This is a genomic window from Halomonas sp. MCCC 1A13316 (assembly GCF_014931605.1).
Classification (GTDB): domain Bacteria; phylum Pseudomonadota; class Gammaproteobacteria; order Pseudomonadales; family Halomonadaceae; genus Halomonas.
In genome coordinates this window covers 3,692,710-3,707,407 of the sequence record NZ_CP053382.1, presented here as the reverse complement: position 1 = coordinate 3,707,407, position 14,698 = coordinate 3,692,710, and the positions used below count along the sequence as shown (strand labels likewise).

General features: G+C 62.9%; 15 protein-coding genes. 4 read left to right on the top strand and 11 right to left on the bottom strand.

Features of this window, described 5'->3' with window-relative positions; genetic code table 11:
• Window positions 1-13: 13 nt before the first annotated feature.
• The gene (locus tag HNO52_RS17145) at window positions 14-1,555 is read right to left on the bottom strand and encodes an alpha/beta fold hydrolase (RefSeq protein ID WP_197566440.1); all 1,542 of its coding nucleotides are present in this window, start codon (window positions 1,553-1,555) and stop codon (window positions 14-16) included.
• A gap of 239 nt (window positions 1,556-1,794) precedes the next feature.
• Here HNO52_RS17145 and HNO52_RS17140 point away from each other — a divergent pair, with 239 nt between their 5' ends.
• Complete coding sequence (locus tag HNO52_RS17140; RefSeq protein ID WP_197566439.1) at window positions 1,795-2,217, top strand: CBS domain-containing protein; 423 nt, start codon at window positions 1,795-1,797, stop codon at window positions 2,215-2,217.
• A 127-nt stretch (window positions 2,218-2,344) separates the two neighbouring features.
• Here HNO52_RS17140 and HNO52_RS17135 read toward each other — a convergent pair whose 3' ends face one another.
• Window positions 2,345-3,316, bottom strand: coding sequence for a diacylglycerol/lipid kinase family protein (locus HNO52_RS17135; protein ID WP_197566438.1), 972 nt, complete (start codon window positions 3,314-3,316; stop codon window positions 2,345-2,347).
• Between the two features lie 441 nt (window positions 3,317-3,757).
• Between HNO52_RS17135 and HNO52_RS17130 the strand changes: the two genes are divergently transcribed.
• A complete protein-coding gene (locus HNO52_RS17130; protein ID WP_197569282.1) occupies window positions 3,758-4,894 on the top strand; it encodes an alcohol dehydrogenase catalytic domain-containing protein in 1,137 nt (378 codons plus the stop codon).
• Window positions 4,891-5,934, top strand: a complete 1,044-nt coding sequence (locus HNO52_RS17125) for a proline racemase family protein (RefSeq protein WP_197566437.1) — start codon at window positions 4,891-4,893, stop codon at window positions 5,932-5,934. The genes HNO52_RS17130 and HNO52_RS17125 overlap by 4 nt, the downstream gene beginning before the upstream one ends.
• A 16-nt stretch (window positions 5,935-5,950) precedes the next feature.
• On the opposite strand, the gene HNO52_RS17120 is transcribed toward HNO52_RS17125, so the two are convergent.
• The 3 genes from HNO52_RS17120 to HNO52_RS17110 all read right to left on the bottom strand — a co-directional run bounded on the left by HNO52_RS17120 (window position 5,951) and on the right by HNO52_RS17110 (window position 8,410).
• Window positions 5,951-6,955, bottom strand: coding sequence for an ion transporter (locus tag HNO52_RS17120; RefSeq protein ID WP_197566436.1), 1,005 nt, complete (start codon window positions 6,953-6,955; stop codon window positions 5,951-5,953).
• A 58-nt stretch (window positions 6,956-7,013) separates the two neighbouring features.
• Entirely contained in the window at window positions 7,014-7,427 is a 414-nt protein-coding gene (gene arfB / locus HNO52_RS17115; protein WP_197566435.1) for an alternative ribosome rescue aminoacyl-tRNA hydrolase ArfB, read from the bottom strand.
• 89 nt (window positions 7,428-7,516) lie between these two features.
• Window positions 7,517-8,410, bottom strand: coding sequence for a LysR family transcriptional regulator (locus HNO52_RS17110; RefSeq protein ID WP_197566434.1), 894 nt, complete (start codon window positions 8,408-8,410; stop codon window positions 7,517-7,519).
• A gap of 166 nt (window positions 8,411-8,576) precedes the next feature.
• Here HNO52_RS17110 and blaOXA point away from each other — a divergent pair, with 166 nt between their 5' ends.
• A complete protein-coding gene (blaOXA, locus tag HNO52_RS17105) occupies window positions 8,577-9,365 on the top strand; it encodes a class D beta-lactamase (protein ID WP_197569281.1) in 789 nt (262 codons plus the stop codon).
• 96 nt (window positions 9,366-9,461) lie between these two features.
• On the opposite strand, the gene HNO52_RS17100 is transcribed toward blaOXA, so the two are convergent.
• Genes HNO52_RS17100 through coxB form a run of 6 tightly spaced genes read right to left on the bottom strand, consistent with a single transcriptional unit; the run spans window position 9,462 to window position 14,609 of the window.
• The gene (locus HNO52_RS17100; RefSeq protein ID WP_197566433.1) at window positions 9,462-10,364 is read right to left on the bottom strand and encodes a c-type cytochrome; all 903 of its coding nucleotides are present in this window, start codon (window positions 10,362-10,364) and stop codon (window positions 9,462-9,464) included.
• On the bottom strand, window positions 10,361-10,723 hold the full coding sequence (locus HNO52_RS17095; protein WP_197566432.1) for a c-type cytochrome: 363 nt from the start codon (window positions 10,721-10,723) through the stop codon (window positions 10,361-10,363). Before HNO52_RS17095 ends, HNO52_RS17100 begins: the two co-directional genes overlap by 4 nt.
• Window positions 10,720-11,088 (bottom strand): hypothetical protein, encoded by a 369-nt coding sequence (locus tag HNO52_RS17090; protein ID WP_197566431.1) that lies wholly within the window; start codon window positions 11,086-11,088, stop codon window positions 10,720-10,722. The genes HNO52_RS17095 and HNO52_RS17090 overlap by 4 nt, the downstream gene beginning before the upstream one ends.
• Window positions 11,078-11,689, bottom strand: coding sequence for a cytochrome c oxidase subunit 3 (locus tag HNO52_RS17085; RefSeq protein ID WP_197566430.1), 612 nt, complete (start codon window positions 11,687-11,689; stop codon window positions 11,078-11,080). The genes HNO52_RS17090 and HNO52_RS17085 overlap by 11 nt, the downstream gene beginning before the upstream one ends.
• Window positions 11,689-13,599 carry a cytochrome c oxidase subunit I gene (gene ctaD, locus HNO52_RS17080; RefSeq protein WP_197566429.1) on the bottom strand — a complete coding sequence of 637 codons (1,911 nt, stop codon included), beginning with the start codon at window positions 13,597-13,599 and terminating at the stop codon, window positions 11,689-11,691. The genes HNO52_RS17085 and ctaD overlap by 1 nt, the downstream gene beginning before the upstream one ends.
• Entirely contained in the window at window positions 13,596-14,609 is a 1,014-nt protein-coding gene (gene coxB, locus HNO52_RS17075) for a cytochrome c oxidase subunit II (protein ID WP_197566428.1), read from the bottom strand. The genes ctaD and coxB overlap by 4 nt, the downstream gene beginning before the upstream one ends.
• Window positions 14,610-14,698: the final 89 nt, after the last annotated feature.

The window sequence follows — 14,698 nt, the reverse complement described above, 5'->3', positions numbered from 1 at the left end:
TAGCCACGCCCTGTTACTCTGCAGATGTCTCGATCACCCAAGGCTCCCGGGCGGTTTCATCGCGACAGCTGGCGTCGACCGGGCTGTGCGGATCGTCGAGAAAGGCCTGGATCAGGGTCGAACGGCATTCGTTGACCGGACTGTGGCCGAGTGCCTGCAGTTCCACGTATTGCAGGTTGGGCATGGTGCGCTGGAGATGACGGCTCCAGCGCGTTCCGCAGCATGGGTCCATCTCGCCGTGAATCGCCAGTGCCGGCGTCTCACTCACTGGCGGGTCGTTATGTTCGGCCGGCACGTCCCCATCCTCGCCCCACCATGCGCACAGCCAGGGTGGCTCGAAGCCGAGCACCGCGGGTTCGCGCTCCACGGCGGAAATGGAGTCATCCCGGCTCGGGCGGTTCGTGCCCATATCGCTGCAGACATGGGCGAGGAAATAGCCGAGTGCATAGTTCGGTGCCTCGGGCTCGGGATCGTAGTCATCGGTACGGAAGAATGCCTCGAGCCGGGAGTAGTCGCCGGCCCCGACTTCGGCGAGAAGGCTCGGCAGTTCGGCATAATCGGAGGCCAGCGTCAGGTACAGCGTGTCGAACAAGGCTGCACCATCGAAATAGAGCGTCTCGGTGCGGCCGTAGGGTGTGGCGACATGGGCGACATAGGGGCGGGCATCCAGCATGCGGCGGGCGCGGTCGAAGGCCTGCATCCAGTTGGGTAGCATCTCCCGGCATGCCTCGTCTTCAGCGGCGCACAGGGCCAGGGTATCGGTGAATGTCTGCTTGGCGGTATAGAGCTCGTCCACCGGCGGGCGGTTGCGCAGGTGGTTGAACCACGGCCAGCCGAAGATGGCGGCGCGGATGCTCTCGGGATGGTACTGAATGAAGGAAGCAAGAGTACCGCTGCCTGTGGACGAGCCAAAGCCGTCGATCCGCTCGTGACCGAGCAGCTGGCGGAGCTCGTCCACGTCACGCGAGACGGTATGGCTATTGTACTGGCTGACATCGTGTCCCTCCTCGGTCAGCTTGCGATAGCACGCTTCCACCGCCGAGGTAATGATTCCCAGCCGGTGCATCGGCTCCAGCGAGGCGGTAATGGCCGGGGTATGGATGATGTTGTGGTAAGGCGATACCTCGGCGTAACCAGGACACTCGAGTGCCGGGTCGGCATGGATGAAGCCGCGGTGATCCATGGTCACCAGGGTGCGGTTGCCGACGTCTTCGAGCAGCTGTTCCATGTACTCGAGTTCTCCCAGCGAAGAGTAGCCCGGGCCTCCGGGAAAGAAGAATACCGGAAGTGTGTCCTCGTCCTGTTCGCCGCTCTCCGGCTCGATCACCGCCACGGGCAGGGAGATAGTCTTGCCGTCGGGTGCTTCCCAATTCTCGGGTGCGTGAAAGGTATGGCAAGTCGCGCCCAGCTCTCGGAGGGCCTCGGTCGGGCACTCCGCACTTTCCAGACGCGGCGGCTCGTCGGTCGTCTGTGCCTGACCTGGCGTCGTGGAGAGAAGCAGCGTCAGCGGCAGGGCGCCCAGCAAGTGCCAGGCGCGAGAATCCGTTATTGTCATGGCGGCCCCCATTGTTGTCTTCGGTCGTTGTGGCCGGGCTTCGCTAGTCAAGCTAGCAGCCGCGAGAGGGTAGTCAATGGCCGGGAAACCTCATTTAACCGACGGCAATTAAACCAAGACAGAGTTCGTTTTGATGCGTGCACTCGAGCGAACTATTTTTTAAGTAGCAAGAGGCAAGGCATTCAGCAGGAAGCAGTGCGGCCTTCGCCGCGCAACATTTAAAATAAGGAGGTGCAATCATGCAGGTACGTGAAGTGATGACCAAGCGTCCCGATTATTGTCCGGCCGACGCGACTATTCGCCAAGTTGCCGAGCGTATGCGCAAGGATGATTCAGGCTTCGAACCGCTGGTTCAAGGTGACCGGATCATGGGCACCGTCACGGATCGCGATCTAACGGTTCGCGCTCTCGCCGAAGGCAAGAACCCGGACGACAAGGCGAGTTCCATCGCCACTTCCGAGGTGCTTTACGCCTTCGAGGATCAGGACGTGAAGGACGTATTGCGCAACATGCAGGAACAGAAAGTGCAGCGTCTGGTGGTACTCATCAACCAGAGCGACAAGAGCCTCGTCGGTGTGGTGACCTTGAGCGACATTGCCGATCGTTGCGAGGACGACGAAATGGCGCGTGAGATCGCCAACTGCAGTAAGCATTACCATTGAGCAAGCACTGATGCCGGCAGATCGCGCCGGCACGTTTCAGTGTGAGCATACCGGGGCATCGTCGAGGCGATGCCCTTCCAGGTTCGAAAGGTTTCATGTTCGTAAGCAATGCCCTTGGCCACGGTGCCTAGCGGCCGGCTTCATCACGTCCCTGGAGCGGGTTGGGACGCACCATGGGTGCATCGAATCCGGGAGGCCTGTCTTCCGCCGGGTGTAGCGTGGCCAGTTGGGACGCAACAAGGGGATGGCAGGCGACACGGAGCACGCCGCGTCGGGTAAATGCCGAGACGTTGCTCATGCGTCCGAGCGTCTCGCCATCGGCGGTCAGGGTTCGGGCCTGCTGCAGCTGTATATGGCACTGGGACGACTGCAGGTGCTCCAGAGTGTCATCGTGATGCGGCGTATGTCCCATCAGGCGAGTCGCGAGAAACGCCATTACCACCCTGAACCATGAGCGGTGTCGCACCGCTATCACGTCCAGCCGCCCATCGTCGATGCGGGCCTCGGCAATGCTGTGACCGCCGCCGAAATAGGCGCCCGAGGCGATGGCAATGGTCAGCCAGCGTCCTTCGACCACCCCATTGTCGCATTCGATCCGTCCGGAAAAGCCACGCTGCAATCTTGCCCGCTGGGCCAAGGTGATCAGGTAGCTGAAGCGCCCCAGGCGCTGCTTGCGCTCATGCGTGGCCTCGCGAGCGGGCATGGTGCCGAGCCCGATATGGGCGACATTGAGATACAACCGGTCGTTGATCCAGGCGACATCCACGCTGGCCGTATGGTCGGATACCGCCAGGCGGCACAGCTCGGCCGGATCCTCGGGCAGAACCAGGTTGCGTGCGAAATCGTTTGCCGTACCGGAGGGCAGCACGGCCATGGTAGCCTTCCGCTCGATACAGACCGTGGCGACCCGGCCCACCGAGCCGTCGCCGCCGGCCACCAACACCCGGTCGCCGGGCTCGACCTCCCGCTCCCAGTCGGTATCCTTGAGTTGGCCCACCCGCAGGTGCTTGAGGCCGGCTGCCTCCAGATGCTCCCGCCAATGGTGCTCCCCACGGCGTCCATCGCCGGCGGTGTCATTGACGATAAGCCAATAGTTCATGGTGTTTTCCTTCACCTCAGTCCAATCCTGTGTGTAAGGATAGCGAGCAAGCATTTGTTGTGCCTTAGCCCAAGTGATGTCGGTTCGTCTCGTTGACGGGGCAGGAAGTTCACGCGGAAGAAAGAACACCCACTCGAAGCTCGCTAAAACAGAAAAAAATCCACTGGCTCAACGGTATGCAGCCCGGGGCAGGGCATGATTCAATCTGCCTCATATCGACACGCCGGTCAGGCTGCTCCCACCTCATTCGTCTTCCTCGTTCCACCGCGACGCCTTGTCGGCGCAAACAGCGCTGGCTTTTCGGCATGTCGTTGCCTGGAAACTTCGGGGCGATTGAAGGCGAGAGGAACTCATGATTCGGGCGTGAAATGCGACCGCCATCGAGGCTCAGCCAGGAGGACCACCGTGCCTATAGAGAACGTGCCGACCATCCCGGCCACCATGGACGCCATGGTCCTGACCGGCCACGGCGACATCGACAAGCTCGTCTATCGCGATGACGTCGCCACTCCGCGCCCGGGGCCGGGCGAGGTGCTGGTGCAGGTTACTGCCACGGCCAAGAACAACACCGACCGCAAGGCCCGCGAAGGGCTTTACCCGACCAAGGACAAAGGTGAGGTGACCTCGTTCGCCATGGGCGGCGAGCCGACCCTGACTTTCCCCAGAATACAGGGCGCCGACGTGGCCGGGCGCGTGGTGGCAGTGGGCGAGGGCGTGAGCGCTGCGCGCATCGGCGAGCGCGGCCTGCTCGACTTCAACCTCTACGCGGACGAGCGTCGCGACATCAACCTGACACCCGACTATTACGGCCATGGTGCCGATGGGGGCTATGCCGAGTACATCGCCGTGCCGTCGGATCAGTTCCATCACGTGCCCAATCCGGAGCTCGCCGACGCCGAGCTGGCGGCGATGGGCATGTGCTCCTACCAGACCGGCTATCACATGATGACCTCGGCCAAGGTGGCAGCGGGCGAACGGGTGCTGGTCAGCGGCGCCAGCGGCGGTGTGGGTGCCGCGCTGATCCAGATGTGCCGCATCGTCGGCGCGATTCCCTATGCGGTGAGCCAGCCCGACAAGGCGGACTCGCTGCTCGCGCTGGGCGCCGAGGCGGTGATAGATCGCGGTGACCTGCCTACCTTCGTCGAGCGCGTGCTCGAGGCCACCGGCGGCGCTCCCATCGATGCCGTGATGGACCTGGTCGGCGGTGAGATGACCGATCTGTTCATCGACACCATGATCCAGAACATGAAGGCCCGCACCACCTATCCGCGGCTCTCCATCGCCGGTGCCAGCGGTGGCAACCTGAGCGAGATCATGTGGACCCGTGTCTACCTCTACCAGGTGCAGATCTTCGGCGTCTCCCACGGCACCCGCGAGGAGGCCGAGCAACTGGTGGAGTGGATTCGCGATGGCCATCTGAAGCCGGTGCTGCACGCCGCCTTCAAGCTTTCCGAACTGCACCAGGCGGAGCGCTATTTCGTCAATCGCGGCAGCAACTACCTGGGCAAGATCGTCATCGTGCCCGATTCGCAGTGGGACGAGCACGGGGCGCCCTTCGCGCTCGAGGGTAACGCATGAGCCACGAACTCACCCTGCAACTGCTCGACACCCACGCCGGCGGCGACGTCAGCCGTATCGTGATCGGCGGCATCGATCCGCTACCCGGCGGTACCGTGCGGGAACAGATGGAATACCTGGAGAACGACGCTGACGGTCTGCGCCGGCTGCTGCTGGGCGAGCCCTACGGTATCCCGGAAATGTCGGTGGATCTGATCGTGCCGGCTTGTGATCCCAAGGCGCAAATGGGCTATATCATCATGGAAGTGATGGGCTATCCGATCTATTCCGGCTCCAACACCATCTGTACCGCGACGGCGCTGCTCGAGACCGGGCTGATCCCCAAGCGGGAAGGCATACAGCATTTCACCCTCGAATCGCCCGCCGGGCTGGTGCAGATCGAGGCCAGGGTGGAGAACGGGGTGGTGGAAGCCATCACCTGCGGTGGCCTGCCGAGCTACATCGACACTCACCGGGCGCGCATCCATGTACCCGCCGTGGGTGACGTAACCTACAGCATCGCCTACAGCGGCGGCTTCTATGCCTTGGTGGACGCCGCCGAGCTGGGCTTTTCACTCAAGCGCGAGGAGGAACGGGCACTATCCGAGTGCGCGTTTCGCATCGTCGAGGCGATCCAGGCCCACAGTGGCTTCTCGCACTACACCTTGGGCGACGTGGGGCCGCTGCCGTTCCTGCATTTCATGGGGCCGGTGGAGCAAGTGGCCGACGACTTCTACCGTTCGCGTTCGGCGACCTACGTCCATCCGGGCGTCATCTGTCGCAGCACCACCGGGACCGGCACCTCGGCGCGACTGGCGCTGATGCACTACGAAGGCGCCATCAAGCCGGGCGACAAGCTGGAAACCATCTCGCTGCGCGAGACCGGTTTCATTGGTGAGTTCATCGAGGCTCGCGAAGCCGGCAGTGGACACCAGGTGGTGGAGAACACCATCACCGGCAAGAGCTACGTGATCTCCCGCTCGGATATCGTCGTCAACTGCGAGGACCCGATGGTCGACTGTGGGGGGGTGCACCATATCCTCAGCGCGAGGCATCCGTAACCATTGCGCTTGCGGTTCAGTCGTAGCGGTTTCGCCACTGCTTCACGGCGATCTGCTCCTTGGTCAGCTCGAGCATGTCGACAAGCACCTGTTCGGTCACCCGTTCGGTACGCTTGTCGACCTGCACCCAACTATCGAAGCCGCTCTCGGTGAGGCGCTCCAGCAGCGTCTTGAACTCTGGCGAGCGCAGCCCTTCCATCGCCTCGTGTACCAGGCGGCAGGCCAGATCGGCGAGGCTCGTTTCCATACCGCGGGCGACGAGCTCGCCCATCGGTAGCCTGCGCAGGCGTTTTATCTCCTGGCTCTCGGCCACGGTGCGCCCCACCAGTGCGCTGACGTAGCGCATCGTATCGTCGCGGTTGTGCGCATAGGCATTGCCGGTCATCTCCTCCAGGCGGGAGGTGATCTCCTGGATCAGCTGCTGCTTGCGCGGCATCACCACCCGGTCGATGACCCGAGTCGACAGCGAATCACCGGAGCGGATCTGTTCCTGCATGTTGCTCAGCAGGCGTAGTGCCACCCGATCGGAAAGCTCCTCGAAGAAGACGTCGTAGTATTTGGCATAGAAGGCATAGAGCTGCCAGCGGCGAACGTCGATCAGCCCCAGCCGCTGCAGTCGGAACAGCAGCGAGAAGATACGCAGCACACGCAGCAGGCGAAAACCACTCAGCGGGATGCAGCCCAGTACGTCGTACCAGTGCACGAAAGGGTAGAAGAACCAGCGGTGATAGCGGCGCTCGGCGATGGCTGCGGCCCAGCCCAGCAGCACGTCGAGAACGAAGACAGCGACGAAGACGAGGTCGATCTCGATGAAGTTGGCATGCACGTGGCGATCGTAGGCGCTGTGCAGGGACGGTGCGACGGCGGCGAAGGCATCGTTCAATGGCGGCAGTAGAAACAAGCTGTCGAACAGCAGCAGTGCCAGGTTGGCCACCACCAGCACGATGATCAGCAGATCCCAGGCCAGGTGCAGGCGCTCCAGCATCGGGCTCAGCGGGCGCGACGACGTTCTCGATGGCATGGCGGCTCCTTGGCGTTGAGTGCGCAGCGTTGCGTTAAGCCTAGCAGCCGTCCACGAGTTAAATCTTGGGCTTGCCGCGCAACGCCTTGGTCTGCCCCTTCTTCGTCTTGCTATCCATGCGTCTGCGCTTCGCGGCGCGGGTCGGTTTGGTAGGCTTGCGCGCCTTGCGCGTCTTTACCGCCTCCTGAATCAGCGATCTGAGCCGCGTCAGGGCATCCTCGCGGTTCTGCTCGTAGGTGCGGTAGCCCTGCGCCTTGAGCACCACGACGCCCTCCTTGGTGATGCGCTGGTCGGAAAGTGCCAGCAGTCGCTCCTTGTAGAAGGGCGGCAGGCTCGAGTTGGGAATGTCGAAGCGCAGGTGCACGGCGCTTGCCACTTTGTTGACGTTCTGGCCGCCCGCCCCCTGGGCGCGGATCTGGCTGATCTCGATCTCGTGGTCGGGCACTTCCACGTTGTTGGAGAGTCGCAGCATATCGGCCTCGTGCGTGCTGAATGGGCGCAGGGCAGCACAGGCTAGCACACAAGGCGCTTGGGTCGCCTGGACACCCGCGTTGGCAGCGGCTATGCCTCGTCGCCGTAAGCCTGGAAGATCTCATCGAGCAGCCACGCCTGGAAGGCCTCCATGGTGGCGCTCGGAGTGCGCGACTTGAGCCGCGTGAGCCAGTAGCTGCCCAGCGCGGCATGGATAGGAAAGGGCTGCATGACCTCGCCGCAGCCCAACTGACGGGCAAACATCCGCGGCGGGGCGAGGGCCACGCCCGCGCCCTGCACCGCGGCTTCCATCATCGCCAGCGAAGAGTCGAATACGATGGCGTGAGTTCGTGCAGGCGGATGCGCTATACCGGCCGCGGTGAACCATTTCGTCCACTCGTTCTCACGATAGGAACGCAACAGCGTGTGATGCACCAGGTCTGCCGGGGTGCGCAGTCGGTTGGCGATGTGCGGCGCGCACAGCGCCGACAGGGGAGCCTGGAACAGTCGGGTCGCTTCGAGGCCATGCCAGGCGCCATCGCCGAAGCGAATCGTATAGTCCAGGCCTTCGGTGGCCTGATCGACCCGGTTGTTGTGAGTCGATAAACGAACCTCGATCAGTGGATGCTCGGCCTGGAAACGCGCCAGGCGTGGTAACAGCCAGCCCACGGCGAAGGTGCCCACCGTACCCACGTTGAGAATCTCACGTAGCTTGCCGCCCTCGAGCCGCTCCAGCATGTTTGCCATGCGATCGAACGCATCGCGCATCACCGGCAGCAGCGCCTCTCCCTCGCTGGTAATCATCAGCCCGCGAGGCAGGCGCTTGAACAGCGCCACGTCGAGGCGTTCCTCCAGCAGCTTGACCTGATGGCTCACTGCCGCCTGGGTCACGTTCAGTTCGTCGGCGGCGCGGGTGAAGCTCAGGTGGCGGGCCGAGGCCTCGAACGCACGCAGGGCGTTGAGCGGCAGGTAGGGTCTGGTCATAAGCCCTAACTCAGTTTATGGCTCAGGCAAGATAACATGGTTTGTGAGCCCCGGTAGCGTACCGCTAATCTGCCATCCGACGCGTCGCTTAACCAATCACGACAACTCAAGACGAACGGATGGAACCATGACCCCGAAATACATGAGGCTGACGCAAAGAATCTTGATGGGGGGTGCCATGATGCTGGCCCTGACTCCCCTCGCGGCCGTGGCCGACGCCTGGCAGGAGCGCGCCGATTGGAGCGAGATTTTTTCTGCCAACGAGGCCAGTGGCACCCTGTTGGTGGTCGACAAGCGTGAAGGTGGCGAGGACATCCTGGTGCACGACGAGGAACGTGCCCGGCAGCGCTTCTTGCCTGCGTCCACTTTCAAGATCCCACATAGTCTGTTCGTCCTCGACGCCGATGTGGTGGAGGACGAGTTTCAGGTCTTTCCCTGGGATGGCGTCGAGCGAGACTTTCCGCAGTGGAACGCCGATCATGACCTGCGCTCGGGCATGCGCCTCTCTGTCGTATGGCTTTATCAACGCTTCGCCCGCGAACTCGGCGAAGAGAGAGAGCAGCGCTACCTGGAGGCGATCGACTACGGCAATGCCGAGATTGGCGACGACGTCGAGAACTTCTGGCTGGAGGAGGGCATGCTGGAGATCTCCGCTGAGGAGCAGATCGAGTTCCTCGAGCGGCTCTATCGCAACGAACTGCCATTCGACGAGGCCGACCAGCGATTGGTCAAGGATCTGATGATCGTCGGCGCCGGCCGCGACTGGATCCTGCGCGGCAAGACCGGCTGGAGCGGCAAGCTCGGTTGGTGGGTGGGCTGGGTCGAGCGCCCCAGCGGCCCGGTGTTCTTCGCCCTCAACATGGAAACGCCCAACCGCATGGCCGATCTGCACAAGCGTCAGGGTATCGTCGCTGAGGCGCTGCGTACCATCGAGGCGCTGCCGCCCGAAGCGTGATGCAAGCGGTCCCGGCCGGGCGATTCCGCCTGGCCGGGAGTCATGCTGCGTAGCAACTCAGCATTTTTCCTGGGCTTCGAATTCCAACGCTTCGAACTACCTCAGCGTTTCGAGATAGGCCGCCATGTCCCGCGCGTCCTGTTCCGTCACGCCCAGGTCCGGCATGGCGGTAAGCGGGTCCACCTCGGTGGGATGGCGCAGCCAGTGCACCATGTTCTCTTCGGTATTGGCCAGGACGCCAGCGATGTAGCGGCGCTCGCCGATGCCCTTGAGCGGCGGGCCGACGTCGGCATGCGGTCCCACCGTGCCCGGAATACGATGACAGGCGATACAGCCATAGCCATACAGTGCCAGCTTTCCTCGCTCGGAGTCGGGCTCCGCAGCGTTGCGTACCTCAGCGGAAGTGCTGGCGGTCGTCACGTCGCGAGGCGGTGCAGGATCCTCGCTGTCGTTGGCGTTCATCGCCTGGTACTCGGCCACAGACATTTCCGGCATCTGCTCGATAAAGGCGACGATGGTCCAGATCTGCTCGTCTGTGAATGTGAACTGCCAGCTCGGCATGCCGGTCATCTTGATGCCGTGCTTGACCGACCAGAAAACCTCGGCGGCGCCCTTGGCCTTCGCCGTATGCGCCAAGTTGGGTGGCACCGGCGTCATGCCCTTGCCCACGTCGTCTCGGCCCACGCCGGGCGCACCATGGCACTGTACGCACTTTTGCTGGTAGATAAGCCGGCCCTGCTCGGCCATTTGCGACGTCAACGATGGTGGCTCGATCTCCTCGGCTCGCTGGCGTATGGAGCGGTCCAGCGCCAAGTTGAGGATGGTGAAGACGGGCTCGGTATGCTGTTGCAGCGCCGAGACGTTATAGGCGCCCCAATAGACGAAGCCGGCCGCGCCTACCCCCATGGCGACGACCAGCGCCGCAATGGCGATGCCGACATGTATCTCGATCCGCTTGCGGATCTTTCGGACTGAATCTTGGCGATCCTGGTTATTCATTTCAATGTGTACAAGTAGGCAGTGATGTCTCGTGCGTCGCTTTCGCTGACGCCCATGTTCGGCATGGCCGTGCGCGGGTCGACCTCCTCCGGCTCGCGAATCCAGCGCGCCATGTCGTCGGGTGTGTTGGGTAGTACCCCCGCCAGGTAGACGCGCTTGGCAATGCGCTCGAGCGACGGCCCCGTGCGACCGTCCGCTCCGCCGATGCCGGGTATTACATGACAGCTGCCGCAGCCGTATTCGCGAATCGCGGCCCGGCCATGTTGTGGATCGCCCGGCGTCGATTCGACCTTGTCACCGCCGCAGCCGGTAGTCAGGAGTGGTAATAGCAGCAGGCAGCACACGGTTCTCGCTGTCATAGGCACGGACTCAGGAAAAAGTTGGGAATGGCTTCGGCCACGATAAGCAGTGCGGACAGGGCGCTGAGAAGCAGGCCCATGACGGCCATGAAGCGTACTCGCCCCGCCTCACCATCGCCGGAGGCCGGCCAGCGCCTCCCGGCGCGGCCCCACTGTCGCCAGGCCACCGCGGCGCCAGCCAGGCTCAGCAACAAGGTGAACAGGGTCGCGCCGTGCAGCAACCACATGGAGCCGGATTCGCAGGCCCTGGAAACCAGCAGGTAACTGCCCAGCAAATGCAGCGCCCAGGCGCCGGGACCGATCAACCAGCCGGACCACATCATCACGGGATGCAGCAGCACGCCGCGATTCGACTCACTGGCCATAAACGCGAGGCCCCCAGTACAAGAGTAGATAAAAGGGAATCCAGGCGAAGCAGACGAAATACCAGTAGTTGGTATCCACCACGACGCCGATCTGCCGTTGCTGGGTGAAATAGCCGCGCCAGGCGAGGATGGCCACCACCGCACTGCCGAAGACGATCGACGTTACGTGAACGTAGTGAAAGCCGGAAATGGTCCAGACGATCGAGCCGTAGGCGTGATCCTTCCAACTGAACTCGTAGGCCATCAGCTCCAGCGAGCGCAGCACCAGCACCGCTGACGCCAGCAGCACGCTGGCGGTGACCCCGATGGCCAAGCCGCGTTGATTGCCGCGCTTGATGGCGCGTCCACCAAGATACATGGTGAGGCTGCTCAGCATCAGCAGCCCCAGATTGATGCTCGGCCACAGCATGGGGGGAGCCGACTCGCCACTCGGCGGCCAGGCTTCGGCGTAGGCCGCCAGATACATGTAACTGACGCAAAAGGTCAGGACCACCGCCGATTCGATGGTGATCAGGCCGAGAATGCCCCACCACAAGGGTGCGCGCTGGTCGGGGTTGAAACGGGTCATGTCCGAGACGTCTATACCCTGCACAACTTTCATCAATCGTTCCTCCAGGGCCGGCGTGGCCAGAACCAGGCCACCAGGGTGAACGCCACCAGGAAGAAGGCGATCACGAAGAAGATCGGATGGAAGATGATGCCGATGAAACCCATCGAGGCGGCGACTGCCGAGACGAACGGCCAGATGGTCGGTGCGGGAAGCACCTGCACCCCCACGGGCTTGGCATCCAGAATGCTGGTGAGCACCACCTCCCGGCGGTCGTTGCGCAGGCCGGTCACGACTGCACGTTCGCGATCCGTGTCCCAGTCCCACAGCGGCCAGCGACTATGCACCACGGGTATATGGCGGAAATTATAGGAGGCCGGGGGCGAGTCCGCCGCCCACTCCAAAGTGGGCGCCCCCCAAGGGTTCGGCTCGGCCCGCCGGCCGCGAAACACGCTCCAGACGGCATTGATCAGCGTAATGCCGAAGCCTGTCGCCAGTACCAGGGAGCCGATCGTCGCCAGCAGGTTGAGGTCGCCCCAGCCCATCTCTTCGACGTAGGTGTAGATACGCCGCGGCATGCCCTCAAGTCCCAACTGATGCATGGGGAAGAAGGTAACGTTGAAGCCGATAAACGCCAGCCAGAAGCTCCACTTGCCGGCCGCTTCGCTCATCATGCGGCCGGTGATCTTGGGCCACCAGTAGTAGGTCGCGCCGATCAGCGGGAAGACCGCTCCGCCGATCAGCACGTAGTGGAAGTGGGCGACCAGGAAAAAGGTGTCGTGCACCTGGGTATCGAAGGGAATGGAGGCCACCATGACACCAGTCAGACCGCCGATGACGAAGATGGCGAAAAACCCCAGCACCCATAGCATCGGCGTGGCGAAACGGATCTTGGCCCCCCACAGCGACGCGATCCAGCAGAAGATCTGCACCCCGCTGGGAATGGCGATGGTGACGCTGGCGGCGGTGAAGAAACTCATGCCGAGCTGGGGCAGGCCGGTGGTGAACATATGGTGCACCCACAGGCCGAAGCTGACGAAACCAATGGCGACCACCGACAGCACCAAGGCCGTGTAGCCGTAGATCGGGCGCCGGGTGAAGGTGATGATGATGGTCGAGATCATGCCCAGCGCCGGCACCAAGATGATGTACACCTCAGGGTGACCGAAATACCAGAACAGGTGCTGCCATAGCAGCGGTTCGCCGCCGCTCTCGACGATGAAGAACTGGGTGTCCACCAGCCGGTCGAGGATCAGCAGCGTACTGCTGACGATCACCGCCGGCATGGCGAAAACGATCATGAACGACATTACCAGCGCCGCCCAGACGAACAGCGGCATGCGATTCAGCGACATGCCCGGTGCGCGCATTCTCAGCGTCGTGACGATCAGCTCCACCGCCGCGGTCAGTGCCGAGACCTCGATAAAGGTGATCATGGTCGTCCAGACGTCGACGCCGTAGCCGGGCGAGTAGAGCTTGCTCGACAGCGGCACGTAGTTGAACCAGCCTGCGTTGGGCGCCATGCTCAGCAGCAGCGAGCCGAACAGTACGATCCCGCCGATCAGATAGACGTAATAGCCGAAGGCGTTGAGCCGGGGAAAGGCCATGTCGCGCGAGCCGACCATCAGCGGCACGAAGTAGATGGCGAAGCCCTCCATCACCGGAATGGCGAAGAAGAACATCATCACCGTGCCATGCATGGTGAAGAACTGGTTGTAGAGCTCCGGCCCGAGCAGCTTCTGCTCGGGGCCGGCCAACTGCAGGCGAATCAGGATGCCGAGGATGCCTGCCAGCAGGAAGAAGCAGAAGGCGGTAATAATGAAGCGCTTGCCGATCATGCGCTGGTTGACGTGAGTGAACCAGCCAAGCAACCCACCGGGCGAGTGCCAGGTGCGCTCCAGGCGCGAGGTCTCCTCCGGTGAATCGATCACGTCGCGAGAGTTGGTGGGTTTCTCGAACGTCATTCCAGGCTCTCCAGGTAGCCGAGCAATGTCTTGAGCTCCACCGGTGAAAGGTCGCTCGGCGGCATCCTGCTGCCCGGCTTGACGTGCTGCGGGTCGGTGATCCATCCGCCGAGATGTCCGATACGGTTGGGCACCGTGGCGCTGGCCAGCGTTCGCCGGCTGGCGATATGGGTCAGGTCGGGGCCCAGGTCGCCGGAAGCCGATGTGCCGCGAATCGTGTGGCAGCCGGCGCATCCGGCCTCGAAGAATACGTCGCGTCCGCTTGCCTGGGCCTCCGTCTGCGGCATCGTTGCCGGCTGGCGCTGTCCGTCCAGCCAGGCGTCGAAGGCTTCCGGCTCCTCGGCCACGAGCATGAAGGCCATCAGCGCATGCTGCGTGCCGCAGTATTCCGCGCACTGACCGCGATAGACCCCGGGTTCGTCCGCCGTCACCGAGGTAACGTTGGTACGCCCCGGCATCATGTCCGTCTTGCCCTTCAGGTTGGGTAACCAGAAGCTGTGAATGACGTTGTCCGACTTGAGCAGAAAGCGCACCGCTTCGCCGACGGGGATGTGAATCTCGTTGGCGGTCGTGGCGATGCGGTTGCCCGCCTCGTCGAGGTAGTGGACTTCCCACCACCACTGCTTGCCGATGACCTCTACGGTCATGGCGTCCTGAGGCAGGGGGGCATCCATCGTGCGCCCGATTGAGAAGCTCGACAGGGCGAAGGGAATCGTAGCCGCCAGCGGCAGGATAATACCGCCGGCAATCACCAGGTTACGGCTCTGACGGGCATTCAGCGGTAGCGCGGAACGCTGGCGATGGGCACGGAAGATGGCCACCGCCAGCAGGGTGAGCACCAGCAGCGTGACGAGGGTGGCAACGAATAGCGTCGGCCACCACAGCCTGGTAATCAGCTCGGCGGCCGAGCCCGCCGGATCGAGGGCCGACTGGGGGCCTTCGCAGGCGGACAAGAACGGGGCGGTGGCACCGAGCAGTACTGTTGTCCGAACGTGCTGGCTGAAGGACATCGTTAACAATCCATTGCTACGTGCGTGTGCGCAGCGGAGGCTGCGGTGCATTCCATGCAAATAACGACAAGCGCGTCTTGCCGCGCGCT

What these genes read in the sequence shown, in the direction of transcription:
- HNO52_RS17130 (WP_197569282.1), top strand. Translation starts at nt 3,758, where the DNA reads ATGGACGCCATGGTCCTGACCGGCCACGGCGACATCGACAAGCTCGTC.
- HNO52_RS17125 (WP_197566437.1), top strand. Translation starts at nt 4,891, where the DNA reads ATGAGCCACGAACTCACCCTGCAACTGCTCGACACCCACGCCGGCGGC.
- HNO52_RS17110 (WP_197566434.1), bottom strand. Translation starts at nt 8,410, where the DNA reads ATGACCAGACCCTACCTGCCGCTCAACGCCCTGCGTGCGTTCGAGGCC.
- HNO52_RS17120 (WP_197566436.1), bottom strand. Translation starts at nt 6,955, where the DNA reads ATGCCATCGAGAACGTCGTCGCGCCCGCTGAGCCCGATGCTGGAGCGC.
- HNO52_RS17135 (WP_197566438.1), bottom strand. Translation starts at nt 3,316, where the DNA reads ATGAACTATTGGCTTATCGTCAATGACACCGCCGGCGATGGACGCCGT.
- HNO52_RS17095 (WP_197566432.1), bottom strand. Translation starts at nt 10,723, where the DNA reads ATGACAGCGAGAACCGTGTGCTGCCTGCTGCTATTACCACTCCTGACT.
- HNO52_RS17100 (WP_197566433.1), bottom strand. Translation starts at nt 10,364, where the DNA reads ATGAATAACCAGGATCGCCAAGATTCAGTCCGAAAGATCCGCAAGCGG.
- coxB (WP_197566428.1), bottom strand. Translation starts at nt 14,609, where the DNA reads ATGTCCTTCAGCCAGCACGTTCGGACAACAGTACTGCTCGGTGCCACC.
- blaOXA (WP_197569281.1), top strand. Translation starts at nt 8,577, where the DNA reads ATGGGGGGTGCCATGATGCTGGCCCTGACTCCCCTCGCGGCCGTGGCC.
- HNO52_RS17145 (WP_197566440.1), bottom strand. Translation starts at nt 1,555, where the DNA reads ATGACAATAACGGATTCTCGCGCCTGGCACTTGCTGGGCGCCCTGCCG.
- HNO52_RS17085 (WP_197566430.1), bottom strand. Translation starts at nt 11,689, where the DNA reads ATGAAAGTTGTGCAGGGTATAGACGTCTCGGACATGACCCGTTTCAAC.
- HNO52_RS17090 (WP_197566431.1), bottom strand. Translation starts at nt 11,088, where the DNA reads ATGGCCAGTGAGTCGAATCGCGGCGTGCTGCTGCATCCCGTGATGATG.
- HNO52_RS17140 (WP_197566439.1), top strand. Translation starts at nt 1,795, where the DNA reads ATGCAGGTACGTGAAGTGATGACCAAGCGTCCCGATTATTGTCCGGCC.
- arfB (WP_197566435.1), bottom strand. Translation starts at nt 7,427, where the DNA reads ATGCTGCGACTCTCCAACAACGTGGAAGTGCCCGACCACGAGATCGAG.
- ctaD (WP_197566429.1), bottom strand. Translation starts at nt 13,599, where the DNA reads ATGACGTTCGAGAAACCCACCAACTCTCGCGACGTGATCGATTCACCG.